The 26,972-nt window shown below is 68.3% G+C and carries 13 protein-coding genes, 1 tRNA gene and 3 rRNA genes; 14 read left to right on the forward strand and 3 right to left on the reverse strand.

Features of this window, described 5'->3' with window-relative positions; translation table 11 throughout:
* Positions 1–89 precede the first annotated feature (89 nt).
* From eccD to ACSUPT_RS22280, 6 genes are all read left to right on the forward strand, one after another.
* Positions 90–1,592 (forward strand): type VII secretion integral membrane protein EccD, encoded by a 1,503-nt coding sequence (eccD, locus tag ACSUPT_RS22255; RefSeq protein WP_365725287.1) that lies wholly within the window; start codon positions 90–92, stop codon positions 1,590–1,592.
* Between the two features lie 281 nt (positions 1,593–1,873).
* A complete protein-coding gene (gene rpsO / locus ACSUPT_RS22260; RefSeq protein ID WP_175409976.1) occupies positions 1,874–2,164 on the forward strand; it encodes a 30S ribosomal protein S15 in 291 nt (96 codons plus the stop codon).
* Between the two features lie 364 nt (positions 2,165–2,528).
* Positions 2,529–4,757: a polyribonucleotide nucleotidyltransferase gene (locus ACSUPT_RS22265; RefSeq protein ID WP_351968143.1), complete on the forward strand. Its 2,229-nt coding sequence runs from the start codon at positions 2,529–2,531 to the stop codon at positions 4,755–4,757.
* Positions 4,754–6,133: a M16 family metallopeptidase gene (locus ACSUPT_RS22270; RefSeq protein ID WP_403499207.1), complete on the forward strand. Its 1,380-nt coding sequence runs from the start codon at positions 4,754–4,756 to the stop codon at positions 6,131–6,133. The genes ACSUPT_RS22265 and ACSUPT_RS22270 overlap by 4 nt, the downstream gene beginning before the upstream one ends.
* 52 nt (positions 6,134–6,185) lie before the next feature.
* Complete coding sequence (gene dapB, locus ACSUPT_RS22275) at positions 6,186–6,938, forward strand: 4-hydroxy-tetrahydrodipicolinate reductase (RefSeq protein ID WP_351968112.1); 753 nt, start codon at positions 6,186–6,188, stop codon at positions 6,936–6,938.
* A gap of 3 nt (positions 6,939–6,941) precedes the next feature.
* Positions 6,942–7,394, forward strand: a complete 453-nt coding sequence (locus tag ACSUPT_RS22280) for a tetratricopeptide repeat protein (protein ID WP_351968111.1) — start codon at positions 6,942–6,944, stop codon at positions 7,392–7,394.
* Positions 7,395–7,503: 109 nt separating this feature from the next.
* Here ACSUPT_RS22280 and ACSUPT_RS22285 read toward each other — a convergent pair whose 3' ends face one another.
* Together ACSUPT_RS22285 and ACSUPT_RS22290 are read right to left on the reverse strand one after the other, a co-directional pair.
* Positions 7,504–8,055 (reverse strand): hypothetical protein, encoded by a 552-nt coding sequence (locus ACSUPT_RS22285; protein WP_351968110.1) that lies wholly within the window; start codon positions 8,053–8,055, stop codon positions 7,504–7,506.
* Positions 8,056–8,151: 96 nt separating this feature from the next.
* A complete protein-coding gene (locus ACSUPT_RS22290) occupies positions 8,152–8,391 on the reverse strand; it encodes a hypothetical protein (RefSeq protein ID WP_351968109.1) in 240 nt (79 codons plus the stop codon).
* Between the two features lie 245 nt (positions 8,392–8,636).
* Here ACSUPT_RS22290 and thyX point away from each other — a divergent pair, with 245 nt between their 5' ends.
* From thyX to ACSUPT_RS22325, 7 genes are all read left to right on the forward strand, one after another.
* Positions 8,637–9,317 (forward strand): FAD-dependent thymidylate synthase, encoded by a 681-nt coding sequence (gene thyX, locus ACSUPT_RS22295; RefSeq protein ID WP_351968142.1) that lies wholly within the window; start codon positions 8,637–8,639, stop codon positions 9,315–9,317.
* Positions 9,318–9,526: 209 nt separating this feature from the next.
* On the forward strand, positions 9,527–10,426 hold the full coding sequence (dapA, locus tag ACSUPT_RS22300; RefSeq protein WP_351968108.1) for a 4-hydroxy-tetrahydrodipicolinate synthase: 900 nt from the start codon (positions 9,527–9,529) through the stop codon (positions 10,424–10,426).
* Between the two features lie 123 nt (positions 10,427–10,549).
* Positions 10,550–12,235 (forward strand): ribonuclease J, encoded by a 1,686-nt coding sequence (locus ACSUPT_RS22305; protein WP_351968107.1) that lies wholly within the window; start codon positions 10,550–10,552, stop codon positions 12,233–12,235.
* A gap of 492 nt (positions 12,236–12,727) precedes the next feature.
* Positions 12,728–14,255 (forward strand): 16S ribosomal RNA (locus ACSUPT_RS22310).
* A gap of 316 nt (positions 14,256–14,571) precedes the next feature.
* A 23S ribosomal RNA gene (locus ACSUPT_RS22315) occupies positions 14,572–17,695 on the forward strand.
* A gap of 77 nt (positions 17,696–17,772) precedes the next feature.
* Positions 17,773–17,889 (forward strand): 5S ribosomal RNA (rrf, locus tag ACSUPT_RS22320).
* The 16S, 23S and 5S rRNA genes sit together here with 1 tRNA gene alongside, the layout of an rRNA operon.
* A 253-nt stretch (positions 17,890–18,142) precedes the next feature.
* A tRNA-Thr gene (locus tag ACSUPT_RS22325) sits at positions 18,143–18,215 on the forward strand.
* Positions 18,216–18,270: 55 nt separating this feature from the next.
* Here ACSUPT_RS22325 and ACSUPT_RS22330 read toward each other — a convergent pair.
* Positions 18,271–20,922, reverse strand: a complete 2,652-nt coding sequence (locus ACSUPT_RS22330; protein ID WP_436945364.1) for a SpoIIE family protein phosphatase — start codon at positions 20,920–20,922, stop codon at positions 18,271–18,273.
* Between the two features lie 350 nt (positions 20,923–21,272).
* On the opposite strand from ACSUPT_RS22330, the gene ACSUPT_RS22335 reads away from it, so the two are divergent.
* Positions 21,273–26,756 carry a HAMP domain-containing protein gene (locus ACSUPT_RS22335; RefSeq protein ID WP_436945365.1) on the forward strand — a complete coding sequence of 1,828 codons (5,484 nt, stop codon included), beginning with the start codon at positions 21,273–21,275 and terminating at the stop codon, positions 26,754–26,756.
* Positions 26,757–26,972 lie beyond the last annotated feature (216 nt).

Consider the following 26,972-nt stretch of genomic DNA (forward strand, 5'->3'; position numbering starts at 1 on the left):
GGCGAGCACTCCGGCCACGACGGCGCCGAGAGCACCGCCGTCCGTGCCCGAGAAGTCACGGATTTCACGAGGGGAAGCAGAAGGTGAGCATGACGGCCCAGGCGGCGGCCACCACGACCGGTCACCCGGCTCCCGCGACGCCGTCCGGCGGCGGAACCGGCTTCTGTCGCGTCACGGTCGTCGCACCCGACGGGCGCGTCGACGTGGCACTGCCCGAGGACATCCCGGTCGCCGACCTCTACCCGGAGATCCTCCGGCTGTCCGGCCAGAGCCCCGTCGAGGGCGGCCCGGTCGGCTACCACCTCGTCCGCCGCGACGGAACGGTCCTCGACTCGGCCAGGTCGCTGGCCGCCCAGCGCATCCTCGACGGCGAGCTGCTGTCGCTGCGGCCGTTCGCCGAGTCGCTGCCGCCCGCCGTCTTCGACGACGTGTCGGACGCCGTCGCCTCCGCCGTGTCGCGCGACCGCCGCTTCTGGACGGACGGCCTGATGCGCGGCTCCGGCCTCTTCGGCGGCTCCGTCCTGCTCGTGCTGCTCGCCTTCGTCCTGTGGCAGGCCGACCCGCGCCACGACATGCACGGGCTCCCCGGCATCCTCGCCGGTGTCGCGGCGCTCCTGCTGCTGGCGCTGTCCTGCGTCCGCGCCCGCGTGTACGACGACCGGGGATCGGCCGTCGCCCTGGGGCTCGGCGCCATGGCGAACGCCGCCGTCGGCGGCTCCGGCCTGCTCTCCCTCGCCGCCGGACAGGGCCCCGGGCGGCTCCAGTTCCTGCTGGCCTGCGCCGCCGTGCTGATCACCGCGCTGGTCCTCATGCTCGTCTCGCCCTCCGGCGACGGGCCGTTCGTCGCGTTCGTCCTCGCCTCCACCGTGGGGCTCCTCGTCACGTTCGTCGCGATCCTCACCGGCATGACCACCGTCGAGACGGCCGCCGTCTGCCCGCCGCTCGCCGCCGGCGCGCTCGCGTTCCTCCCCTCCCTGTCCACCCGCTTCGCCCGGCTCCCCATCGGCTTCGACCCGCCCCGCACCACGGTCGGCGGGTACGACGGCGGCGAGAGCGCCCCGCAAGGCCCCGTCGACGCCGCCCGCATCGCCGCCCAGGCCCGCCGCGGCCACGAACTGCTCGTCGGCCTCGTCGGCGGCTGCGCCCTGGTCGCCGTCACCGCCGCCGGGGTCCTGGGCTTCTCCGACAACGTGTGGGCCCAGCTCCTCGCCCTCGCCACGGGCGTCGCGATGATGACGCGCGCCCACCTGTTCCGCTACTCCGCCCAGGTCGGCTGCGCGCTCGCCGCGGGCCTCGGCTCCCTCGTGCTGCTCGGCCTCGGCCTGTGCGTCAACCCGCCCGAGGGCATGATCCGCGCCGCGCTGCGCGGCGACAGCGGGGCGCTGGACATCCGTACGGTGTGGCTGGCCGCGGCGATCGCCGGGGTCGCCGCCCTGATCGTCACCATCGGGCTGGTCGTGCCGAAGAAGGGCGTCACGCCCTTCTGGGGCCGCTTCCTGGAGATCGCGGAGGGCTTCTTCCTGCTCACGCTGGTCCCGCTGTGCCTCGCGGTCTTCGACGTGTACCACTCCATCCGCGCCCTCACGTCCTGACGCCCGCCCCGCGCCACGCCCGGCTCCCCGACCGCGCCGGGGCCGGGACCCCGCGCCGATCCGGCATGCGGCACGCCAGGCCCCCGGCCCGACCCGAGGCGGGCCCGGAGCCGGGGCGTCCGCGCGGGCTGGTACGCTGTGTAACGGCCGTTTGTGTACGCGCTCCCGGAGCCTCTGGGAGCAGCGCTCATCGAGCCTTCGTCCGCCGAGTCACGGAAGTCCCCCTGAGACCAAGACCAGGGGCACTCGCGGGCGCATCGAACACCCATGAGGAGTACCGAGTGTCTCTCGACGCCGCCACGAAGAAGCAGATCATGGCCGAGTTCGGCACCAAGGAGGGCGACACCGGCTCCCCCGAGGTCCAGGTCGCGCTGCTCTCCCGCCGCATCTCGGACCTGACCGAGCACCTCAAGACCCACAAGCACGACCACCACTCCCGCCGTGGTCTGCTGATCCTCGTGGGCCAGCGCCGCCGCCTGCTGCAGTACCTGGCCAAGAAGGACATCCAGCGCTTCCGTACGCTGGTGGACCGCCTCGGCATCCGCCGCGGTGCGGCCGGCGGCGCCAAGTAAGACGCCGTGAGGGGAGCGGTTCCCGACCTGGGGAGCCGCTCCCTTTGCTGTACGCGGGTGTACCGCACCCGCTGATCGGAATGCGATCCTGGGCCCCGGCTCAGTAATCTGGTCGCACGACGACACAACAGAACAGGCCATGACGCGCCCCGAGCGGGGAACACGTCATGGCACCAGGAGAGGCCGCCTCGCCGTCGCCGGTCCTCGGTAGTGGCCCCCGGGCCCCATGGGACGCAGAGCCCAGGGCGCACCCGGGTGCTTCGATCGAAGACCGGCCCGCACACAAGGCGAGTTCTCTCCGCACCCCCGTCCCGCGCCACACGGGCGCCGGGGCGAAAAGACGACACAAATGGAGAAACCGCTGGTGGAGAACGAGACCCACTACGCCGAGGCCGTCATCGACAACGGCGCCTTCGGCACCCGCACCATCCGCTTCGAGACGGGCCGCCTGGCCAAGCAGGCCGCCGGCTCCGCCGTCGCGTACCTGGACGACGACACCATGGTGCTGTCGGCCACCACCGCTTCCAAGAAGCCCAAGGACCAGCTCGACTTCTTCCCGCTGACGGTCGACGTCGAAGAGCGGATGTACGCGGCCGGCAAGATCCCCGGCTCCTTCTTCCGCCGCGAGGGCCGGCCCTCCGAGGACGCGGTCCTCACCTGCCGCCTGATCGACCGGCCGCTGCGCCCCTCCTTCGCGAAGGGCCTGCGCAACGAGATCCAGATCGTCGAGACGGTCATGGCGCTCAACCCCGACCACCTGTACGACGTGGTTGCGATCAACGCCGCCTCCTGCTCCACGCAGCTGGCCGGCCTGCCCTTCTCCGGCCCCATCGGCGGCACCCGTGTCGCGCTGATCAAGGGCCAGTGGGTCGCCTTCCCGACGCACACCGAGCTCGAGGACGCCGTCTTCGACATGGTCGTCGCGGGCCGCGTCCTGGAGGACGGCGACGTCGCGATCATGATGGTCGAGGCCGAGGCCACCGAGCGGACGATCGAGCTCGTCAAGGGCGGCGCCGAGGCGCCGACCGAGGAGGTCGTCGCCGCCGGTCTCGAGGCCGCGAAGCCGTTCATCAAGGTCCTGTGCAAGGCCCAGTCGGACCTCGCCGCCAAGGCCGCCAAGCCGGTCGGCGAGTTCCCGGTCTTCCTCGACTACCAGGACGACGTCCTGGAGGCGCTCACCGCCGCCGTCAAGACGGAGCTCGCCCAGGCGCTCACCATCGCCGGCAAGCAGGAGCGCGAGGCCGAGCTCGACCGCATCAAGGAGCTCGCCGCCGAGAAGCTCCTCCCGGCCTTCGAGGGCCGCGAGAAGGAGATCGCCGGCGCGTACCGCGCGCTGACCAAGAAGCTGGTCCGCGAGCGCATCATCAAGGACAAGGTCCGCATCGACGGCCGCGGGCTCACGGACATCCGTACGCTCGCCGCCGAGGTCGAGGCCATCCCGCGTGTGCACGGCTCCGCCCTGTTCGAGCGCGGCGAGACCCAGATCCTGGGCGTCACCACGCTGAACATGCTGCGCATGGAGCAGCAGCTGGACACCCTCTCCCCGGTGACCCGCAAGCGCTACATGCACAACTACAACTTCCCGCCGTACTCCGTCGGTGAGACCGGCCGCGTGGGCTCGCCCAAGCGCCGCGAGATCGGCCACGGCGCGCTCGCCGAGCGCGCGATCGTGCCGGTGCTGCCGTCGCGCGAGGAGTTCCCGTACGCGATCCGCCAGGTGTCCGAGGCCCTCGGCTCCAACGGCTCGACGTCCATGGGCTCGGTCTGCGCCTCCACCATGTCGCTGCTGAACGCCGGTGTGCCGCTGAAGGCCCCCGTCGCCGGCATCGCCATGGGCCTGATCTCCCAGGAGATCGACGGCAAGACGCACTACGTCGCCCTCACCGACATCCTCGGTGCGGAGGACGCCTTCGGCGACATGGACTTCAAGGTCGCCGGTACGAAGGAGTTCGTCACCGCCCTCCAGCTCGACACCAAGCTGGACGGCATCCCGGCCTCCGTCCTGGCCGCGGCCCTCAAGCAGGCCCGCGACGCCCGCCTCCACATCCTCGACGTGATGATGGAAGCGATCGACCGCCCGGACGAGATGTCCCCCAACGCCCCGCGGATCATCACCGTCAAGATCCCCGTGGACAAGATCGGCGAGGTCATCGGCCCCAAGGGCAAGATGATCAACCAGATCCAGGAGGACACCGGCGCCGAGATCACGATCGAGGACGACGGCACCATCTACATCGGTGCCGCCGACGGCCCGTCCGCCGAGGCCGCCCGCGCCACGATCAACGGCATCGCCAACCCGACCATGCCGGAGGTCGGCGAGCGCTACCTGGGCACGGTCGTCAAGACGACCACGTTCGGCGCGTTCGTCTCGCTCCTGCCGGGCAAGGACGGCCTGCTGCACATCTCGCAGATCCGCAAGCTCGCCGGCGGCAAGCGCGTGGAGAACGTCGAGGACGTGCTCGCGGTCGGCTCCAAGGTCCAGGTGGAGATCGCCGAGATCGACCAGCGCGGCAAGCTCTCCCTCATCCCCGTCCTCGCGGACGAAGAGGGCGCCGAGGGCACCGACACCGCGAAGGACGACACCGACCAGTGACGTCCCGTAGTCTCCGGACGACGGCCCGCACCTCCTCGGAGGCGCGGGCCGTCGCCCGTACCCAAACGCTTCTGCCCGGCAAGGACGGCATCGGCACGGTCCGCCGCACCACCCTGCCGGGGGGCCTGCGCGTCGTCACCGAGACGCTGCCCTCCGTACGCTCCGCCACCTTCGGCATCTGGGCGCACGTCGGCTCCCGCGACGAGACGCCCGCCCTCAACGGCGCCACCCACTACCTGGAGCACCTCCTCTTCAAGGGCACGCACCAGCGCAGCGCCCTGGACATCTCCGCCGCGATCGACGCGGTCGGCGGCGAGATGAACGCCTTCACGGCGAAGGAGTACACCTGCTACTACGCGCGGGTGCTCGACACGGACCTGCCGCTCGCCATCGACGTCGTCTGCGACATGCTCACCGGCTCCCTGATCCGCGCCGAGGACGTCGACGCCGAGCGCGGCGTGATCCTCGAAGAGATCGCGATGACCGAGGACGACCCGGGCGACGTGGTGCACGACCTGTTCGCGCAGACGATGTTCGGCGACTCGCCGCTGGGCCGCCCGGTCCTCGGCACGGTCGACACGATCAACGCGCTGACCCGCGACCAGATCGCCCGCTTCTACAAGAAGCACTACGACCCCACGCACCTGGTCGTCGCCGCCGCGGGCAACGTCGACCACGCCACCGTCGTCCGCCAGGTCCGCCGCGCCTTCGAGAAGGCCGGCGCCCTGAGCCGTACGGACGCCGTCCCCCTCGCCCCGCGCGACGGGCGGCGCGCCATCCGCACGGCCGGCCGCGTCGAGGTGGTCAGCCGCAAGACCGAGCAGGCGCACGTCGTCCTCGGCATGCCCGGCCTCGCCCGCACCGACGAGCGCCGCTGGGCCCTGGGCGTGCTGAACACGGCGCTCGGCGGAGGCATGTCGTCCCGCCTCTTCCAGGAGGTCCGCGAGAAGCGCGGCCTGGCCTACAGCGTGTACTCGTACACCTCGGGCTTCGCCGACTGCGGTCTGTTCGGCGTGTACGCGGGCTGCCGCCCCGGCCAGGTCCACGACGTCCTGCGGATCTGCCGCGACGAACTGGACCGGGTCGCCGCCGAGGGACTGCCCGACGACGAGATCGACCGCGCCATCGGCCAGCTGTCCGGCTCCACCGTCCTCGGCCTGGAGGACACCGGCGCCCTGATGAACCGCATCGGCAAGAGCGAACTGTGCTGGGGCGACCAGATGTCGGTCGACGACATGCTGGCCCGCATCGCCGCCGTCACCCCCGACGACGTCCGCGCGGTGGCCTCCGAGCTCCTCGGACAGCGGCCGTCGCTGGCGGTGATCGGCCCGCTCAAGGACAAGCAGGCGGACCGCCTCCACACGGCCGTCTCCTGACCGACCCCCGCCGCACACCCGTGACCCGCCGCACACCCGTAAGGAAGCAAGCATGAGCAAGCTGCGCGTGGCCGTCCTCGGCGCCAAGGGCCGCATCGGCTCCGAGGCGGTACGAGCCGTGGAGGCCGCCGACGACCTGGAACTCGTCGCGGCCCTGGGCCGGGGCGACTCGCTGGACGCGCTCACCGAGAGCGGTGCCCAGGTCGCCGTCGAGCTGACCACCCCCGACTCGGTGATGGACAACCTCGACTTCTGCGTACGCCACGGCATCCACGCCGTCGTCGGCACCACCGGCTGGACCGACGAGCGCCTCGCGCGGCTGAAGGGGTGGCTGGAGGCGTCCCCGGAGACGGGCGTGCTCATCGCGCCGAACTTCTCCATCGGCGCCGTCCTCACCATGAGGTTCGCGCAGCTCGCCGCGCCCTACTTCGAGTCCGTCGAGGTCGTGGAGCTGCACCACCCCAACAAGGTCGACGCCCCCTCCGGCACCGCCACCCGCACCGCGCAGCTCATCGCCGCCGCCCGCGCCGAGGCGGGCTGCGCCCCGCAGCCCGACGCCACCACCAGGGCGCTGGACGGGGCGCGCGGCGCGGACGTCGACGGCGTCCCCGTCCACGCCGTACGCCTGCGCGGGCTGCTGGCCCACCAGGAGGTGCTGCTCGGCGGCGAGGGCGAGACGCTCACCGTCCGCCACGACTCGCTGCACCACAGCAGCTTCATGCCGGGCATCCTGCTGGGCTGCCGCCGCGTCGTCTCCGCTCCGGGCCTCACCTTCGGCCTGGAGCACTTCCTCGACCTCGGCTGACCCATGGCCGCGAAGATCATGTACTGCCTGACGGCGGCCTTCCTGGTCGTCTGGTTCGTCCTGGTCGGCGGCCGCGGCGTGGCCCTCATCCAGCAGGGCACCGCCGTCACCGTGACGCTCGGGATCGCGGCGCTCGTGCTGCCCGCGATCGGCGTGTGGTTCCTGTGGATGAACACCCGGTTCGTCACCAAGGCCAACCGCCTGGCCGCCGAGCTGGAGGCCGAGGGCGGGCTCCCCGTGGACGAGCTGCGCCGCACCCCGGACGGGCGGATCGACCGCGACTCGGCCGACGAGGTGTTCGCCCGCCGCCGCGCCGAGACCGAGGACGCCCCGGACGACTGGCGCTGCTGGTTCCGGCTCGCCGTCGCCTACCGCGACGCCCGTGACACCCCGAGGGCCCGCAAGGCGATGCAGCGCGCCATCGCCCTGTACGACGGGCGGCCCACCGCGTCCTGAGCGGCGCCGCCCCGATACGCCCGTGCCCCGCGCCCCGGTCTTCCGCCGGGACGCGGGGCACAGCCGTACCGCGCGGCCCGTGACGGGCCGCCGTGTACCGCGGGACGGCTCAGACGGCGTGCGCGTACTCCGCGCTCCAGGCCTCCACGGTGTCCGCGGCCCGGTCGAACGCCTCCACCCGCGCCAGGAAGTCGGCGTTGTGGTCGGTGAGCAGCGTCAGCGGCTCGCCGCCCTGCCGCGCGAGCACCAGGGCCTGCCCCTGCACGGTCCGCGGCAGGCCGAGCCAGCGCACCGGCTGCTGCACCGTCCGCAGCGACGCGGTACGGGCCCACGGCACCGTGACCGTACGGAGGAACCGCACCTGGCGCACACCGTGCCGGCTCACCCACGTGCCGACGCGCAGCAGCCGCAGCGCCGTGAGGATCACCAGCAGCGCGGCGCCCAGGCAGCCGCCCGCGGCCGGCAGCGCGCCGGCCACCGCGACGATCAGGGTCGCCAGCAGCATGAACGAGGCGATCAGCAGGGCCAGGGCCGCCGCGATCACCCGCCAGGGGCCGGGCCGGTAGGGACGACGCCACTGGTCGTGGTCGTCGAACGGGAGCGCGATGTCGTCGCTCGTGGCTTCGAAAGCGCGGTCGGCCGTCAGGAAGGGCAGGGGCACGACAAGTTCCTTAACTCTTTGCACGCTCGTTCGGGCTGTGCCCGGTGAGGCTACCCAGCGCCCCGGAGCCCGGCCACAGCAGGGGGCGCGTACGGGTCAGCGGCCTTCGGAAGCCTCGGACTGCTGCGTGTGCCGAGCCTCCGGGCCGGCCTCCAGCGCGGGCATTCCGAACAGCAGCGACCCCACGAGCCCGGCCACCACAGTCAGTCCGATCAGCGTACGGCCGGCGATCTCCGGGAGGCTGGGACGCTGCCGTGCCGGAGGGGTGACATTGCTGCGGAAGCGGTCGGTCTCCGCGACGAACGCGAACGGGACGGCCTCTCGCCGGCGGTACATGACGGGACTCTCCTTCGTGACGATGCGGGTGATAGGCCCTACTACCCGATACAGACGCGTGTACGAGCCGTTTGGTGCCCGAATGGGGATGTCGGTGCGGGGCCGTAGAGTGGGCGCCGCCCGTGCGACGCGATTTTCGGAAGGACCCGCCGGTGAGCGACACCCCCGCCGCAGCCCCCCAGGAACCCCAGGCCGAGGCCCCCGAGGCCGTCCGGCCCAGCTTCCGCAGCGACGTCACCGTCGAGCTGGTGAAGCACAGCGCGGCCGACTCGGACGTCCTGTGGGCCGCCCGGGTCTCCACGGCCGGGGAGCAGTCCCTCGACGAGCTGAGCAAGGACCCCGAGCGGTCCAAGGGCCTGATCAACTACCTGATGCGGGACCGCCACGGCAGCCCCTTCGAGCACAACTCGATGACCTTCTTCATCAGCGCCCCGATCTTCGTGTTCCGCGAGTTCATGCGGCACCGCGTGGGCTGGTCGTACAACGAGGAGTCCGGCCGCTACAGGGAGCTCCAGCCGGTCTTCTACGTGCCCGACACCTCCCGCAAGCTGGTCCAGGAGGGCCGCCCCGGCAAGTACGTCTTCGTGGAGGGCACCGAGGAGCAGCACAAGCTCGCCACCCGGGCGATGGAGGAGTCGTACGTCCAGGCGTACGAGGCGTACCAGGAGATGCTGGCCGCCGGTGTCGCCCGCGAGGTCGCCCGTTCGGTCCTCCCCGTCGGCCTGTACTCCTCGATGTACGCCACGTGCAACGCCCGCTCCCTGATGCACTTCCTCGGCCTGCGGACGCAGCACGAGCTGGCGAAGGTGCCGTCGTTCCCGCAGCGGGAGATCGAGATGGTCGGCGAGCGCATGGAAGCGGAGTGGGCGAAGCTCATGCCGCTCACGTACGCCGCGTTCAACAAGAACGGCCGCGTGGCCCCGTAGCGCGGGCCCACCGGATCAGAAGGTCCAGAGCTGTACGGATGTACACACAAGCTGTCCGAAGTGTCCGTATTGCGGCGTTCTGAGAACTTCATCTAGGCTGATCAAACGGACCCGGCACTGCTTGAACCCCCGAGCAGGCAGTGCCGGGCTCCACTCCGGCACATCCCCGGAGGACCCCCGCGCGCTGAGCAGCGAGTAGCGTGTTACCCATGGCTCCGATCTCCACTCCGCAGACCCCCTTCGGCAGGGTCCTCACCGCCATGGTCACGCCCTTCACGGCGGACGGCGCACTCGACCTCGACGGCGCTCAGCGGCTCGCCACCCATCTCGTGGACGCGGGCAACGACGGCCTGATCGTCAACGGCACCACCGGCGAGTCCCCGACCACCAGCGACGCGGAGAAAGACCAGCTCGTACGAGCGGTCCTGGAGGCCGTCGGCGACCGCGCCCACGTCGTCGCGGGCATCGGCACCAACGACACCCGCCACACCCTGGAGCTCGCCCGCGCCGCCGAGCGCGCCGGCGCACACGGCCTGCTCGCCGTCACGCCGTACTACAACAAGCCCCCGCAGGAGGGCCTGTACCGCCACTTCACGGCCATCGCCGACGCGACCGGCCTGCCCGTGATGCTCTACGACATCCCCGGCCGCAGCGGCGTCCCCATCGACACCGAGACGATCGTCCGCCTCGCGGAGCACCCGCGCATCGTCGCCAACAAGGACGCCAAGGGCGACCTCGGCCGTGCCAGCTGGGCCATCGCCCGCTCCGGCCTCGCCTGGTACTCCGGCGACGACATGCTCAACCTGCCGCTGCTCTCCGTCGGCGCCTGCGGCTTCGTCTCCGTCGTCGGCCATGTCGTCACCCCCGAGCTGCGCGCCCTGCTCGACGCCCACCTCAGCGGCGACGTCCAGAAGGCCACCGAGATCCACCAGCAGCTGCTCCCCGTCTACACCGGCATGTTCCGCACCCAGGGCGTGATCACGACCAAGGCCGCCCTCGCCCTCCAGGGCCTGCCGGCCGGCCCGCTGCGCCTGCCGCTCGTGGAGCTCTCCCCGGCCGAGACGGAGCAGCTCAAGGCAGACCTCGCCGCAGGCGGGGTAGACCTCTGACAACGGACTTCACAACTGAATAAGCAGATCCAGACACCGCACCTGCACGACAGTGCATCTGCATGAAACTCACGCGCGCCACGTGTCCCACCGGCACGTGGCGTGTGTGGTGAGGAGAGTCTTTTGAGCCATCCGCACCCTGAACTCGGCGCCCCGCCGAAGCTGCCCAAGGGCGGCCTGCGCGTCACCCCGCTCGGCGGCCTCGGCGAGATCGGCCGCAACATGACGGTCTTCGAGTACGGCGGCCGCCTGCTCATCGTCGACTGCGGCGTCCTCTTCCCGGAGGAGGAGCAGCCGGGCATCGACCTGATCCTGCCGGACTTCACGACCCTGAAGGACCGCCTCGACGACATCGAGGCCATCGTCCTCACCCACGGTCACGAGGACCACATCGGCGGCGTCCCGTACCTGCTCCGCCTCAAGCCGGACATCCCCCTGATCGGCTCGAAGCTGACCCTCGCGCTGATCGAGGCGAAGCTCCAGGAGCACCGCATCCGCCCCTACACCCTGGAGGTGGCCGAGGGGCAGCGCGAGGTGCTCGGCGCGTTCGACTGCGAGTTCATCGCGGTCAACCACTCCATCCCGGACGCCCTGGCGGTCGCCATCCGCACCCCCGCGGGCATGGTCGTCCACACGGGCGACTTCAAGATGGACCAGCTGCCGCTGGACGGCCGCCTCACCGACCTGCACGCGTTCGCCCGGCTCAGCGAGGAGGGCATCGACCTCCTGCTGAGCGACTCCACCAACGCCGAGGTCCCCGGCTTCACCGCGCACGAGCGCGACATCTCCAATGTGATGCGCACCGTGTTCGCCGGCGCGCAGCGGCGCATCATCGTGGCGAGCTTCGCCAGCCATGTGCACCGCATCCAGCAGATCCTCGACGCGGCGTACGAGTACGGCCGCCGCGTCGCGTTCGTCGGCCGCTCCATGGTCCGCAACATGGGCATCGCCCGGGACCTCGGCTATCTGCGTGTCCCGCCGGGCCTCGTCGTGGACGTGAAGACCCTCGACGACCTGCCGGACGACGAGGTCGTGCTCGTCTGTACGGGCTCCCAGGGCGAGCCGATGGCCGCCCTGTCCCGCATGGCCAACCGCGACCACCAGATCCGCATCGTCCAGGGCGACACGGTGATCCTGGCGTCGTCCCTCATCCCGGGCAACGAGAACGCGGTCTACCGCGTGATCAACGGCCTGACCCGCTGGGGCGCCAACGTCATCCACAAGGGCAACGCCAAGGTCCACGTCTCGGGCCACGCCTCGGCCGGCGAGCTGCTGTACTTCTACAACATCTGCAAGCCGAAGAACCTGATGCCGGTGCACGGCGAGTGGCGCCACCTGCGGGCCAACGCCGAGCTGGGCGCCATGACCGGCGTCCCGAAGGACCGCATCGTCATCGCCGAGGACGGCGTGGTCGTCGACCTGGTCGACGGCAAGGCCAGGATCGTCGGCAAGGTCCAGGCGGGCTATGTGTACGTGGACGGCCTGTCGGTCGGCGACGTCACGGAAGGCGCGCTCAAGGACCGCCGCATCCTCGGCGAGGAGGGCATCGTCTCGGTCTTCGTCGTGGTCGACTCCACGACCGGCAAGATCGTGGGCGGCCCGCACATCCAGGCCCGCGGCTCCGGCATCGAGGACGGCGCGTTCGACGCGGTGCTCCCCAAGGTCGAGGACGCGCTGAACAAGTCGGCCCAGGACGGCGTGGTCGAGCCGCACCAGCTCCAGCAGCTGATCCGGCGGACCATCGGCAAGTGGGTGTCGGACACCTACCGCCGGCGCCCGATGATCCTGCCCGTCGTGGTGGAGGTCTGACGCCTCACCAGGCACGACCGGAGCGGGGCGCCCTCGATTTGCATCGGGGCGCCCCGCTCCAGTACGTTTACGGCTCCGCCCACGGGGGAACCCGGCACGTTCACGCGCCGAGGGGGACCCGGCGGGGCGGGAAATCCGGCTCAGAACTTCTGATAAAGTCGGAAAGCGCCGAAAGGCAAAGGCCCTCCAACGGCCACCGGAAACGAAATCCGAACCGGAAACGGAACGGAAAAAGGATCTGGTAAGGTTGGAAACACCGAAGGGAAGCGCCCGGAGGAAAGCCCGCAGGGAACTGAGGGTGAGTACAAAGGAAGCGTCCGTTCCTTGAGAACTCAACAGCGTGCCAAAAGTCAACGCCAGATATGTTGATAACCCCGTCTCTCTGAGACGAGGTTCCTTTGAAAAACACAGCGAGGACGCTGAGAACCGGAAGGACTATTCCTCCTTCGGGTTCCGCTCAACGCGAGTGTTCACCGGGATAACCCGGAAGCATTCACGGAGAGTTTGATCCTGGCTCAGGACGAACGCTGGTGGCGTGCTTAACACATGCAAGTCGAACGATGAACCCACTTCGGTGGGGGATTAGTGGCGAACGGGTGAGTAACACGTGGGCAATCTGCCCTGCACTCTGGGACAAGCCCTGGAAACGGGGTCTAATACCGGATACGACCACTTCAGGCATCTGATGGTGGTGGAAAGCTCCGGCGGTGCAGGATGAGCCCGCGGCCTATCAGCTTGTTGGTGAGGTAACGGCTCACCAAGGCGACGACGGGTAGCCGGCCTGAGAGGGCGACCGGCCACACTGGGACTGAGACACGGCCCAGACTCCTACGGGAGGCAGCAGTGGGGAATATTGCACAATGGGCGAAAGCCTGATGCAGCGACGCCGCGTGAGGGATGACGGCCTTCGGGTTGTAAACCTCTTTCAGCAGGGAAGAAGCGAAAGTGACGGTACCTGCAGAAGAAGCGCCGGCTAACTACGTGCCAGCAGCCGCGGTAATACGTAGGGCGCAAGCGTTGTCCGGAATTATTGGGCGTAAAGAGCTCGTAGGCGGCTTGTCGCGTCGGATGTGAAAGCCCGGGGCTTAACCCCGGGTCTGCATTCGATACGGGCAGGCTAGAGTTCGGTAGGGGAGATCGGAATTCCTGGTGTAGCGGTGAAATGCGCAGATATCAGGAGGAACACCGGTGGCGAAGGCGGATCTCTGGGCCGATACTGACGCTGAGGAGCGAAAGCGTGGGGAGCGAACAGGATTAGATACCCTGGTAGTCCACGCCGTAAACGTTGGGAACTAGGTGTGGGCGACATTCCACGTCGTCCGTGCCGCAGCTAACGCATTAAGTTCCCCGCCTGGGGAGTACGGCCGCAAGGCTAAAACTCAAAGGAATTGACGGGGGCCCGCACAAGCGGCGGAGCATGTGGCTTAATTCGACGCAACGCGAAGAACCTTACCAAGGCTTGACATACACCGGAAACACCCAGAGATGGGTGCCCCCTTGTGGTCGGTGTACAGGTGGTGCATGGCTGTCGTCAGCTCGTGTCGTGAGATGTTGGGTTAAGTCCCGCAACGAGCGCAACCCTTGTCCCGTGTTGCCAGCAGGCCCTTGTGGTGCTGGGGACTCACGGGAGACCGCCGGGGTCAACTCGGAGGAAGGTGGGGACGACGTCAAGTCATCATGCCCCTTATGTCTTGGGCTGCACACGTGCTACAATGGCCGGTACAAAGAGCTGCGATACCGCGAGGTGGAGCGAATCTCAAAAAGCCGGTCTCAGTTCGGATTGGGGTCTGCAACTCGACCCCATGAAGTCGGAGTCGCTAGTAATCGCAGATCAGCATTGCTGCGGTGAATACGTTCCCGGGCCTTGTACACACCGCCCGTCACGTCACGAAAGTCGGTAACACCCGAAGCCGGTGGCCCAACCCCTTGTGGGAGGGAGCTGTCGAAGGTGGGACTGGCGATTGGGACGAAGTCGTAACAAGGTAGCCGTACCGGAAGGTGCGGCTGGATCACCTCCTTTCTAAGGAGCACTTCTAGGCCACATATGTGGTCCAGAGGCCAGTACATCAGCGAACGTCTGATGCTGGTTGCTCATGGGTGGAACGTTGACTACTCGGCCAGGTGACTGGGCCGGAGGCTGCTAGTACTGCTCGTAAGAGCGTGGAACGCATGATCTCCGGACAGGACCGGGCCGGGCACGCTGTTGGGTGTCTGAGGGCACGGGCCGTAAGGCTTGTTCCTTCGAACGCCGGCCCCAGTGAACTCGCCGCGATAGCGGTGGGGTGATGGGTGGCTGGTCGTTGCTTGAGAACTGCACAGTGGACGCGAGCATCTGTGGCCAAGTTTTTAAGGGCGCACGGTGGATGCCTTGGCACCAGGAACCGATGAAGGACGTGGGAGGCCGCGATAGGCCCCGGGGAGCTGTCAACCGAGCTTTGATCCGGGGGTGTCCGAATGGGGAAACCCGGCAGTCGTCATGGGCTGTCACCCTTACCTGAACACATAGGGTAAGTGGAGGGAACGAGGGGAAGTGAAACATCTCAGTACCCTCAGGAAGAGAAAACAACCGTGATTCCGGGAGTAGTGGCGAGCGAAACCGGATGAGGCCAAACCGTATGCGTGTGATACCCGGCAGGGGTTGCGCATGCGGGGTTGTGGGATCTCTCTTTCACGGTCTGCCGGCCGTGAGACGAGTCAGAAACCGTTGATGTAGGCGAAGGACATGCGAAAGGTCCGGCGTAGAGGGTAAGACCCCCGTAGCTGAAACATTGACGGCTCGTTTGAGAGACACCCAAGTAGCACGGGGCCCGAGAAATCCCGTGTGAATCTGGCGGGACCACCCGCTAAGCCTAAATATTCCCTGGTGACCGATAGCGGATAGTACCGTGAGGGAATGGTGAAAAGTACCGCGGGAGCGGAGTGAAATAGTACCTGAAACCGTGTGCCTACAAGCCGTGGGAGCGTCGCTCACATCTTCGGATGTGGGTCGTGACTGCGTGCCTTTTGAAGAATGAGCCTGCGAGTTTGCGGTGCGTTGCGAGGTTAACCCGTGTGGGGAAGCCGTAGCGAAAGCGAGTCCGAATAGGGCGATTTTAGTAGCGCGCTCAAGACCCGAAGCGGAGTGATCTAGCCATGGGCAGGTTGAAGCGGAGGTAAGACTTCGTGGAGGACCGAACCCACCAGGGTTGAAAACCTGGGGGATGACCTGTGGTTAGGGGTGAAAGGCCAATCAAACTCCGTGATAGCTGGTTCTCCCCGAAATGCATTTAGGTGCAGCGTCGTGTGTTTCTTGCCGGAGGTAGAGCACTGGATAGGCGATGGGCCCTACCGGGTTACTGACCTTAGCCAAACTCCGAATGCCGGTAAGTGAGAGCGCGGCAGTGAGACTGTGGGGGATAAGCTCCATGGTCGAGAGGGAAACAGCCCAGAGCATCGACTAAGGCCCCTAAGCGTACGCTAAGTGGGAAAGGATGTGGAGTCGCAGAGACAACCAGGAGGTTGGCTTAGAAGCAGCCACCCTTGAAAGAGTGCGTAATAGCTCACTGGTCAAGTGATTCCGCGCCGACAATGTAGCGGGGCTCAAGCGTACCGCCGAAGTCGTGTCATTGCAGTACATACCCCCAACGGGGACTGTGATGGGTAGGGGAGCGTCGTGTGCCGGGTGAAGCAGCCGTGGAAGCGAGTTGTGGACGGTTCACGAGTGAGAATGCAGGCATGAGTAGCGATACACACGTGAGAAACGTGTGCGCCGATTGACTAAGGGTTCCTGGGTCAAGCTGATCTGCCCAGGGTAAGTCGGGACCTAAGGCGAGGCCGACAGGCGTAGTCGATGGACAACCGGTTGATATTCCGGTACCCGCTTTGAAGCGCCAGCGCTGAACCCAGCGATGCTAAGCCCGTGAAACCGCCGTGTGCGTCTTCGGACAAGCACGGAGTGGTGGAGCCGGTGGCCCAGACTGGTAGTAGGTGAGCGATGGGGTGACGCAGGAAGGTAGTCCAGCCCGGGCGGTGGTTGTCCCGGGGTAAGGGTGTAGGCCGTGTGGTAGGCAAATCCGTCACACGTTAAGGCTGAGACCTGATGCCGAGCCGATTGTGGTGAAGTGGATGATCCTATGCTGTCGAGAAAAGCCTCTAGCGAGTTTCATGGCGGCCCGTACCCTAAACCGACTCAGGTGGTCAGGTAGAGAATACCGAGGCGTTCGGGTGAACTATGGTTAAGGAACTCGGCAAAATGCCCCCGTAACTTCGGGAGAAGGGGGGCCACGCCTGGTGATGAGTCTTGCACTCGGAGCTGGGGGTGGCCGCAGAGACCAGCGAGAAGCGACTGTTTACTAAAAACACAGGTCCGTGCGAAGCCGTAAGGCGATGTATACGGACTGACGCCTGCCCGGTGCTGGAACGTTAAGGGGACCGGTTAGCTTGGATTCGTCCAGGCGAAGCTGAGAACTTAAGCGCCAGTAAACGGCGGTGGTAACTATAACCATCCTAAGGTAGCGAAATTCCTTGTCGGGTAAGTTCCGACCTGCACGAATGGCGTAACGACTTCTCGACTGTCTCAACCATAGGCCCGGTGAAATTGCACTACGAGTAAAGATGCTCGTTTCGCGCAGCAGGACGGAAAGACCCCGGGACCTTTACTACAGTTTGATATTGGTGTTCGGTTCGGCTTGTGTAGGATAGGTGGGAGACTGTGAAGCTTGGACGCCAGTTCAGGTGGAGTCGCCGTTGAAATACCACTCTGGTCGTGCTGGATGTCTAACCTGGGTCCGTGATCCGGATCAGGGACAGTGTCTGATGGGTAGTTTAACTGGGGCGGTTGCCTCCTAAAGGGTAACGGAGGCGCCCAAAGGTTCCCTCAGCCTGGTTGGCAATCAGGTGTTGAGTGTAAGTGCACAAGGGAGCTTGACTGTGAGACCGACGGGTCGAGCAGGGACGAAAGTCGGGACTAGTGATCCGGCGGTGGCTTGTGGAAGCGCCGTCGCTCAACGGATAAAAGGTACCCCGGGGATAACAGGCTGATCTTCCCCAAGAGTCCATATCGACGGGATGGTTTGGCACCTCGATGTCGGCTCGTCGCATCCTGGGGCTGGAGTCGGTCCCAAGGGTTGGGCTGTTCGCCCATTAAAGCGGTACGCGAGCTGGGTTTAGAACGTCGTGAGACAGTTCGGTCCCTATCCGCTGTGCGCGTAGGAATATTGAGAAGGGCTGTCCCTAGTACGAGAGGACCGGGACGGACGAACCTCTGGTGTGCCAGTTGTTCTGCCAAGGGCATGGCTGGTTGGCTACGTTCGGGAGGGATAACCGCTGAAAGCATCTAAGCGGGAAGCCTGCTTCGAGATGAGTATTCCCACCTCCTTGAGAGGGTAAGGCTCCCAGTAGACGACTGGGTTGATAGGCCGGATATGGAAGCCCAGTGATGGGTGGAGTTGACCGGTACTAATAGGCCGAGGGCTTGTCCTCAGTTGCTCGCGTCCACTGTGTTAGTTCTGAAGTAACGAACTCCCATTTGGCTGGTTGAGTTCATATCTTCATAGTGTTTCGGTGGTCATAGCGTTAGGGAAACGCCCGGTTACATTCCGAACCCGGAAGCTAAGCCTTTCAGCGCCGATGGTACTGCAGGGGGGACCCTGTGGGAGAGTAGGACGCCGCCGAACAATTTTTGACGGGGAGCCCCGTGCCTGATGGCACGGGGCTTTCCGCATTTTCCGGAGCCTGCTGGATGCCAAGTGTCCGGGCCGACTCTCCCGCACCCCTGCGGGGCCGGAAGGCAGCCGCCGGCGGGTGTTCGTCGCCTTGTCGCAGCCGGCCACATCCCACGCCGCGGTCCCGCCCAGCCGATTAGGCGTTCGGGAGCGTGTGGGATATAGTTTTCACGTCGCCGCGAGGGAAACCTCGAAAAGGCGACAGGCCCCTATAGCTCAGTCGGCAGAGCGTCTCCATGGTAAGGAGAAGGTCAACGGTTCGATTCCGTTTGGGGGCTCCGAAACAAAAGGCCCCCCGCCTCACGGCGGGGGGCCTTTGTCGTATCCGGTCTCCTACTGCTGGTGCGGCTCCGGGACGCGCAGCGTCAGGATCGCCATGTCGTCCGACGCCGGCTCCGCGGCGAACCGCTCCACCGCCCGCAGCACACGCGCCGCGACCGCGCCGGCCGTCAGGCCCGTACACGTGCGCAGCACCTCCGTCAGCCCGTCGTCGCCGAGCATCCGGGTGCCCTCACGCCGCTCGGTGACCCCGTCCGTCACGCACAGGAGCACATCGCCCGGCTCCAGCGTCACCGACTCCTCGTACAGCTCCAGGTCCTCCATCACACCCAGCAGCGGCTGCGGCTCCGCGGCCGGAACCACCGTGCCGTCCTGGCGGAGGCGCAGCGGCAGCGGATGGCCCGCGCACACCACCTTGAGCAGGGCGCTGCCGTCCTTCTGCGGCCACAGCTCGCCGTACAGCAGCGTCAGGAACCGGCTGCGGGCCCCCTCGTCGAGGATCGCCGCGTTCAGCCGCTCCAGCACCGCCGGGCCGCCGAAGCCCTCCCGGGCCAGCAACCGCAGCGCATGCCGGGCCAGACCCGTCACCGCGGCCGCCTCCGGCCCCGTACCGCACACATCGCCGATCGCGAAGCCGTACGCACCGTCCCTGATCGGGAACAGGTCGTAGAAGTCGCCGCCCACCTCGTTGCCCTCGCCGGCCGCCCGGTAGATCACGTCCACCTCGACACCCGGGACCTGCGGCAGGCCCGGAGGCAGCAGGCTCCGCTGGAGCGACTGGCTGATCGCCGTCCGCTCGCTGTACAGCCGCGCGTTGTCCAAGGCCAGCGCCGCCCGGCGGGACAGGTCCTCCGCGAGCTCGAGGATCTCCTGGCGGAAGTGGTCGTCCGACGGCTTGCCCAGCGTGAGCATGCCGATCACCCGGTTGCGCGCCACCAGCGGCAGCACCACCGTCTCACCGCCCACCGCGGCCGCCGTCGCCAGCGCCGTACCGATCCCCGACGACAGCGGCGACGACGCCTCGCCGAGCTGCCGGCGCGACGCCTCCACCGCCGCCCGCTGTGCCGCCTCCCCGGGTGCCTCCCACACACGGGCGCCGGGCGTCGGCACCGGGTCCGGCGGGGTGACGCCCGACAGCAGCTCCTTCAGCCCGTCGATGCGCTCCTCGTCCTCGTGCAGCACATACGACAGGTACGGGTCCGACGACTGGTCCGCGATCGTGTACACCGCGCACCACGTCGCCAGGGTCGGCACCGTCATCTGCGCCATCAGCGCCAGCGTCTGGTCCCGGTCCAGCGTGCCCGCCAGCAGGTCGGACGCCTCCACCAGGAAGCTCAGCGAACCCCGGCGCAGCCGCTCCAGCTCGCCCAGGCGGGCCGACTCCACGGCAAGGGCGATCCGGTCCGCGGCGAACTGCAACCGCAGCGCGTCCTCGTTCGCGTAGCGACCCGCCGCCTCCGCGGCCACCCCCAGCGAGCCGGTCAGACGGCCCTCCACCTTCAGCGGGACCGTCACCACCGAGCGCATCCCCGTGCCGTTCAGCAGCGGCGCCGCGCCCGGTACGGCCAGCAGGTCCTCGTGGACGGCCGGCATGCGGGCCGAGGCGTAGCGGCTGGTGCCCGCCTCCACCGGGACGCGCGCGAAGCGCTGGCGGGCCGACGGCAGGCCCGTGGTGGCCCGCACCTCCAGCTCCGTCTCGTCGTCCGTGGCCAGCAGCAGGAACGCGGCGTCGCCGTCGAGCATGTCGCGCGCCCGCTCCACCGTGCGCTGCAGCAGGCCGTCCAGGTCGTCCGGGGCGGGGGAGCCGATGAACACCTCGAACGGGTCGGCGGCCCGTCCCTCGCCCGAGGAGTCGCCGCCCGCCGCGCGGGGCGGGGTCTGCAGGACGGCGCGCTCGTAGTCCCGTACCAGCAGGCAGACCGTCGACGGTTCGCCGTGCGTGTCGCGGACCCGCAGATGCGAGGCGTACACGGGGATCACGCGGCCGTCCATGCAGCGGATGCCGTAGCTGCCCTCCCAGCGGGACAGCTGCAGCGCCTCCGCCAGGCCCGTGCCCGTGCCGGGCGTGTGCGGCCACGCGGCGAAGTCGCCGAGCTGCTTGCCGACGACCTGCTCCGTGGCGTACCCGAAAAGGTGGTGCGCGTCGTCGTTCCAGGCGGCGATGGCGCCCGAGCGGTCGATCTGCACCACCGCGACCCTGACCCGCTCGTCCGCCACGGGCAGCAGCTCGGGCGGGAGCGCGGGCCCCGCGTGGCGGGTGCCGACCGGGCGCTCCGGCAGGTCCAGCTGGAACCAGACGCGCTTGCGGGTGGGGGAGTACTCGACGCCCCAGCGGGTGGCCAGGGCGGCGCAGAGCAGCAGGCCGCGGCCGTTCTCGCGGTCCGGTGCGGCGACGGGCTGCGCGACGCCCTGGAGCGGCACCTCGCGCTCCGGGTAGCGGTCGGCGACCTCCACCCGTACGCCGTGCTCCGTGCGCAGGCACAGCACGTCCGCCGCCGTTCCGGCGTGGACGACGGCGTTGGTGACGAGTTCGCTGGTCAGGACGACGGCGTCGTCGACGACGTCGGAGTAGCCCCAGCCTTGCAGGGTGTCCCGGACGAAGGCCCGGGCGGTCGCGACCGACCGCCCCACAGGTTCGAAGGTGGCAGCCGCCCGCGCGGTGATCACAGAACTCCTCGTACGCGTCTCGACGCCCGGCTTCGCCATGATCGGCCCCCGCCCCTTCCGGTACCCCCTGGTCGCGCGGCCACACCGCCCCCGCCGGGCGGACCGGGGCGGTTGGACAGCCGCATGCCAGGTTACTTACCTTCGCAGTCCGGGCGGGTGGTGGTCACGGCTGTTTCCGTCCCCAGAGGATGGGGACGTTATGCGAAGCTGCCGAACTGTTATGGCCAGGGACGCCCGCGGTGACAGACTGGGAAGGTTTCCGGTATCGGCCACCGCGGGTGCCGTGGCCGGAACGACACCCGAGCACGAGCCCGAGCAATACGGTCAACCCCTGCGGGAGGGACACGGTGGAGTCTGGCGTGGCGGCGCGAGGCGGTAGCACGCGCGCGATGGGCGGACGGTCCCGGAGCAGCGGAACCGTCGAGGTGGACGCCGCTGCACTGGAGCGGCTGCTGGGGGCGCTGGTCGCCATGCGCGACGGCAACTTCCGCAAGCGGCTGACCGTCACCGGCGAAGGGACGATGGCGGAGATCGCCGCCGTCTTCAACGAGGTCGCCGACCGCAAGCTGCACCTGACCGGCGAGCTGGCGCGGGTGCGCCGCGTCGTCGGCCGGGAGGGGAAGCTGTCCGAGCGGCTGGAGGTCGGCGCCAGCGAAGGCGCCTGGGCCACCGCGATCGAGGCGGCCAACGCCCTGGTGGACGATCTGACCCGGCCGGTCTCCGAAGTGGGCCGGGTGCTGTCCGCGGTCGCGGACGGCGACCTGGAGCAGCGGATGGAGCTGCGCTCGGAGGGGCCCGACGGGGCGGGGCGGCCGCTGCGGGGCGAGTTCCTGAAGGTCGCCCGTACGGTCAACAACCTCGTCGACCAGCTGTCGTCGTTCACCGACGAGGTGACGCGGGTCGCCCTCGAGGTGGGTACGGAGGGCAAGCTCGGCGGGCAGGCGCAGGTGCGGGGCGTGTCCGGTTCGTGGAAGGACCTCACGGACTCGGTCAACACGATGGCGTATCGGCTGACGGCGCAGGTGCGGGACATCGCGCTGGTCACCACGGCGGTCGCCAAGGGCGATCTGTCGCGCAAGGTGACCGTGCACGTGGCCGGCGAGATGCTGGAGCTGAAGAACACCGTCAACACGATGGTGGACCAGCTGTCGTCGTTCTCGTCCGAGGTGACCCGCGTCGCGCGTGAGGTCGGTACGGAGGGCGAGCTCGGCGGGCAGGCCGAGGTGCCCGGTGTGGCCGGCGTGTGGAAGGACCTCACCGACTCCGTCAACACGATGGCGGGCAACCTCACGAGCCAGGTGCGCGGGATCGCGGAGGTGACGACCGCCGTCGCCAACGGTGACCTGTCGCAGAAGGTGCGGGTCAGCGCGCGCGGCGAGGTCGCGCAGCTCGCGGACACGATCAACCAGATGACCGAGACGCTGCGCACCTTCGCCGACGAGGTGACGCGGGTGGCCCGGGAGGTCGGCGTCGAGGGGCTGCTGGGCGGTCAGGCGCAGGTGCCCGGGGCCGCGGGCACGTGGAAGGACCTGACGGATTCGGTCAACACGGCGTTCAGGAACCTCACCGGTCAGGTGCGGGACATCGCGCAGGTGACGACGGCGGTGGCCAACGGCGACCTGTCGCAGAAGGTCACGGTCGATGTGGCCGGTGAGATGCTGGAGTTGAAGAACACCGTCAACACGATGGTGGACCAGCTCTCCGCGTTCGGGTCCGAAGTGACGCGTGTGGCGCGGGAGGTAGGTGTCGAGGGCCGGCTGGGCGGTCAGGCCGAGGTGCGGGGCGCGGCCGGGACGTGGAAGGACCTGACGGATTCGGTCAACACGGCGTTCAGGAACCTCACCGGTCAGGTGCGGGACATCGCGCAGGTGACGACGGCGGTGGCCAACGGCGATCTGACGCAGAAGGTCACGGTCGATGTGGCCGGTGAGATGCTGGAGTTGAAGAACACCGTCAACACGATGGTGGCGCAGCTCTCGGCGTTCGCCGACCAGGTGACGCGCATGGCGCGCGACGTGGGTACGGAGGGCCGGCTCGGCGGCCAGGCGCGTGTGCCGGGTGTGTCGGGTACGTGGAAGGAGCTCACCGACTCCGTCAACTTCATGGCCGGCAACCTGACGTCCCAGGTGCGGCAGATCGCCCAGGTCACGACGGCGGTGGCGCGGGGCGACCTGTCGCAGAAGATCGACGTGGACGCGCGCGGCGAGATCCTGGAGCTGAAGAACACCATCAACACGATGGTCGACCAGCTTTCGGCGTTCGCCGAGCAGGTGACGCGGGTGGCCCGCGAGGTGGGCACCGAGGGGCGGCTGGGCGGTCAGGCGCAGGTGCCCGGTGTGGCCGGTGTGTGGCGTGATCTGACGGACTCCGTGAACAGCATGGCGGGGAACCTGACGGCGCAGGTCCGCAACATCGCCCAGGTGGCGACGGCGGTGGCGCGCGGTGACCTGTCGCAGAAGATCGACGTGGACGCGCGCGGCGAGATCCTGGAGCTGAAGAACACCCTCAACACGATGGTGGACCAGCTGTCGAACTTCGCCGAGCAGGTGACGCGGGTGGCCCGCGAGGTCGGTACGGAGGGCATCCTCGGCGGCCAGGCCGAGGTGCAGGGCGTGTCGGGCACCTGGAAGGACCTGACGCAGTCGGTCAACTTCATGGCGAGCAACCTGACGTCGCAGGTGCGGCAGATCGCCCAGGTGACGACGGCGGTCGCCAAGGGCGACCTGTCGAAGAAGATCACGGTGGACGCGCGGGGCGAGATCCTCGACCTGGTCACCACGGTCAACACGATGGTCGACCAGCTGTCGAACTTCGCGGACGAGGTCACGCGCGTGGCGCGCGAGGTGGGCACCGAGGGCATCCTCGGCGGCCAGGCGCGGGTGCGCGGGGTGACCGGCATTTGGAAGGACCTCAGCGACAACGTCAACGTGATGGCGAACAACCTCACCTCGCAGGTGCGCAACATCTCCCGGGTGTCGTCGGCCGTCGCCAACGGCGATCTGACGAAGAAGGTGACCGTCGAGGCGCGCGGCGAGGTCGCGGAACTGGCCGACACGGTCAACACGATGGTGACGACGCTGTCGTCGTTCGCCGACGAGGTGACGCGGGTGGCCCGCGAGGTGGGCACCGAGGGCGAACTGGGCGGCCAGGCGCGGGTGCCGGGCGTGTCCGGTACGTGGAAGGACCTCACCGAGTCGGTGAACTCGATGGCGTCGAACCTGACCGGTCAGGTGCGGCAGATCGCCGCGGTCACGACGGCCATCGCGAAGGGCGATCTGACCAAGAAGATCGACATCGATGCGCGCGGTGAGATCCAGGAGCTGAAGAACACCATCAACACGATGGTCGACCAGCTGTCGTCGTTCGCGGAGGAGGTCACCCGCGTCGCCCGCGAGGTGGGTACGGAGGGCATCCTGGGCGGCCAGGCCCGCGTACGGGACGTCGACGGCACCTGGCGCGACCTGACCGAGTCGGTGAACGAGATGGCCGGGAACCTCACCCGGCAGGTGCGGGCCATCGCGGCGGTCGCCACGGCGGTGACCCGCGGCGATCTGAACCTGAAGATCGACGTGGACGCGTCCGGTGAGATCCAGGTCCTCCAGGACAACATCAACACGATGATCGCGAACCTGCGCGACACGACGCTGGCGAACGAGGAGCAGGACTGGCTGAAGGGCAACCTCGCCCGGATCTCCGGTCTGATGCAGGGCCGCCGGGACCTGGACGACGTGGCGTCGCTGATCATGAGCGAGCTGACGCCGGTGGTGTCGGCGCAGCACGGGGCGTTCTTCCTGGCGGTGCCGACCGGCGGCGGTTCGGCGGAGCCGGGCGGTGAGGACGACGGCTCGTACGAGCTGCGGATGCGGGCGAGCTACGGCTACTCGGCCGGGTCGATGCCGACGTCGTTCCGGCCGGGCGAGACGCTGATCGGGACGGCGGCCGAGGAGAAGCGGACGATCCAGGTGAACGTCCCGCCGGGCTATCTGAAGATCTCCTCGGGGCTGGGTGAGGCCGCGCCGGCGCATGTGATCGTGCTGCCGGTGCTGTTCGAGGGGAAGGTCCTCGGGGTGATCGAGCTGGCGTCGTTCCAGCCGTTCACGCAGATCCAGCGGGACTTCCTCAACCAGATCGCCGAGATGATCGCGACGAGCGTCAACACGATCAGCGTCAACACCAAGACCGAGGTGCTGCTGAAGCAGTCGCAGGAGCTGACCGAGCAGCTGCGGGAGCGGTCGGCGGAGCTGGAGAACCGGCAGAAGGCGCTGCAGGACTCCAACGCGGAGCTTGAGGAGAAGGCGGAGCTGCTGGCGCGGCAGAACCGCGACATCGAGGTGAAGAACACCGAGATCGAGGAGGCCCGGCAGGTGCTGGAGGAGCGGGCCGAGCAGCTCGCGGTGTCCATGCGCTACAAGTCCGAGTTCCTGGCGAACATGTCGCACGAGCTGCGGACCCCGCTGAACTCGCTGCTGATCCTGGCGAAGCTGCTCGCGGACAACGCGGACGGCAATCTGTCGCCGAAGCAGGTGGAGTTCGCCGAGACGATCCACGGCGCGGGTTCCGACCTGCTGCAGTTGATCAACGACATCCTGGACCTGTCGAAGGTCGAGGCGGGCAAGATGGACGTCAGCCCGACGCGGATCGCGCTGGTGCAGCTGGTGGACTACGTGGAGGCGACGTTCCGGCCGCTGACCGCCGAGAAGGGCCTCGACTTCTCCGTGCGGGTCTCCCCGGAGCTGCCGGCGACGCTCCACACGGACGAGCAGCGGCTGCTCCAGGTGCTGCGGAACCTGCTGTCGAACGCGGTGAAGTTCACCGACACGGGCGCGGTGGAGCTGGTCATCCGCCCGGCGAAGGCGGATGTCCCGGCGTCGATCCGGGAGCAGCTGCTGGAGGCCGGTTCGCTGCGGGACCCGGACGCCGATCTGATCGCGTTCTCGGTGACCGACACGGGCATCGGGATCGCCGCGAGCAAGATGCGGGTGATCTTCGAGGCGTTCAAGCAGGCGGACGGCACGACGAGCCGCAAGTACGGCGGTACGGGGCTCGGACTGTCCATCAGCCGGGAGATCGCGCGGCTGCTGGGCGGCGAGATCCACGCGGCGAGCGAGCCGGGCCGCGGCTCGACGTTCACGCTGTATCTGCCGCTGCACGTCAACGAGCTGCCGCCGAACGGATACGGGTCGGGGGCCGGCGTCCCGCAGGACGCGCCGCACGGCGGGGCCGAGGAGCCGGCCGGGCTCGACGCGCAGGGTGCGGCGCTGCCGGCGGGTCCCGCGGTGTCCGCGCCGTCCGGTACGCAGGCCCCCGCGGCCCCGGTGCCGGGCACGGGCGCGGGGGAGTCCCGGCCGACCGGTACGGGCGCGCTGTTCCGGCACCGCCGCAAGACGGCCGCGGCGCAGGCCCGTACGGGCTCCGCGGACGGCCGTGAGGGCGCGGGGACGGGCCAGGAGGCGCCCGGCGGGCACGAGGCGGCGGAGCAGAGCCGGACGTTCCAGTTCGGCGGCGAGAAGGTGCTGATCGTGGACGACGACATCCGCAACGTCTTCGCGCTCACGAGCGTGCTGGAGCAGCACGGCCTGTCGGTGCTGTACGCGGAGAACGGCCGGGAGGGCATCGAGGTCCTGGAGCAGCACGACGACGTGGCGGTGGTGCTGATGGACATCATGATGCCGGAGATGGACGGGTACGCGACGACGACGGCGATCCGCAGGATGCCGCAGTTCGCGGGGCTGCCGATCATCGCGCTGACCGCGAAGGCGATGAAGGGCGACCGGGAGAAGGCGATCGACTCCGGGGCTTCGGATTACGTCACCAAGCCGGTCGATCCTGATCACCTTCTCGCTGTAATGGATCAGTGGATGCACGGAAAGTGATCGAGTTTTGAACAATTTTCGATAACACGCCACATGGCACGTGCCGGAGGCGTGTGAGGGAGCGGTATTCGGGGAACCTTCTCGTCTCCTGCCACGTTTCCGCTATGTGCACAGTGACATCGCGGTGACAGGGTGTGGTGACGGGCGGGGTGCGGCTACCATGACCGGCACAAGGACGGACGGCACAAGGGAGTCGTCCCCTGGGGCGGCGCCCGG

It is taken from the genome of Streptomyces sp. SudanB25_2051, assembly GCF_964272635.1.
In the GTDB taxonomy this organism is placed as follows: Bacteria; Actinomycetota; Actinomycetes; order Streptomycetales; family Streptomycetaceae; genus Streptomyces.

Bases quoted from the DNA above. Each gene is read 5' to 3' on its own strand.
- dapB (WP_351968112.1), top strand. From the start codon at position 6,186: ATGAGCAAGCTGCGCGTGGCCGTCCTCGGCGCCAAGGGCCGCATCGGC.
- ACSUPT_RS22280 (WP_351968111.1), top strand. From the start codon at position 6,942: ATGGCCGCGAAGATCATGTACTGCCTGACGGCGGCCTTCCTGGTCGTC.
- dapA (WP_351968108.1), top strand. From the start codon at position 9,527: ATGGCTCCGATCTCCACTCCGCAGACCCCCTTCGGCAGGGTCCTCACC.
- ACSUPT_RS22290 (WP_351968109.1), bottom strand. From the start codon at position 8,391: ATGTACCGCCGGCGAGAGGCCGTCCCGTTCGCGTTCGTCGCGGAGACC.
- ACSUPT_RS22330 (WP_436945364.1), bottom strand. From the start codon at position 20,922: ATGGCGAAGCCGGGCGTCGAGACGCGTACGAGGAGTTCTGTGATCACC.
- eccD (WP_365725287.1), top strand. From the start codon at position 90: ATGACGGCCCAGGCGGCGGCCACCACGACCGGTCACCCGGCTCCCGCG.
- ACSUPT_RS22335 (WP_436945365.1), top strand. From the start codon at position 21,273: ATGGGCGGACGGTCCCGGAGCAGCGGAACCGTCGAGGTGGACGCCGCT.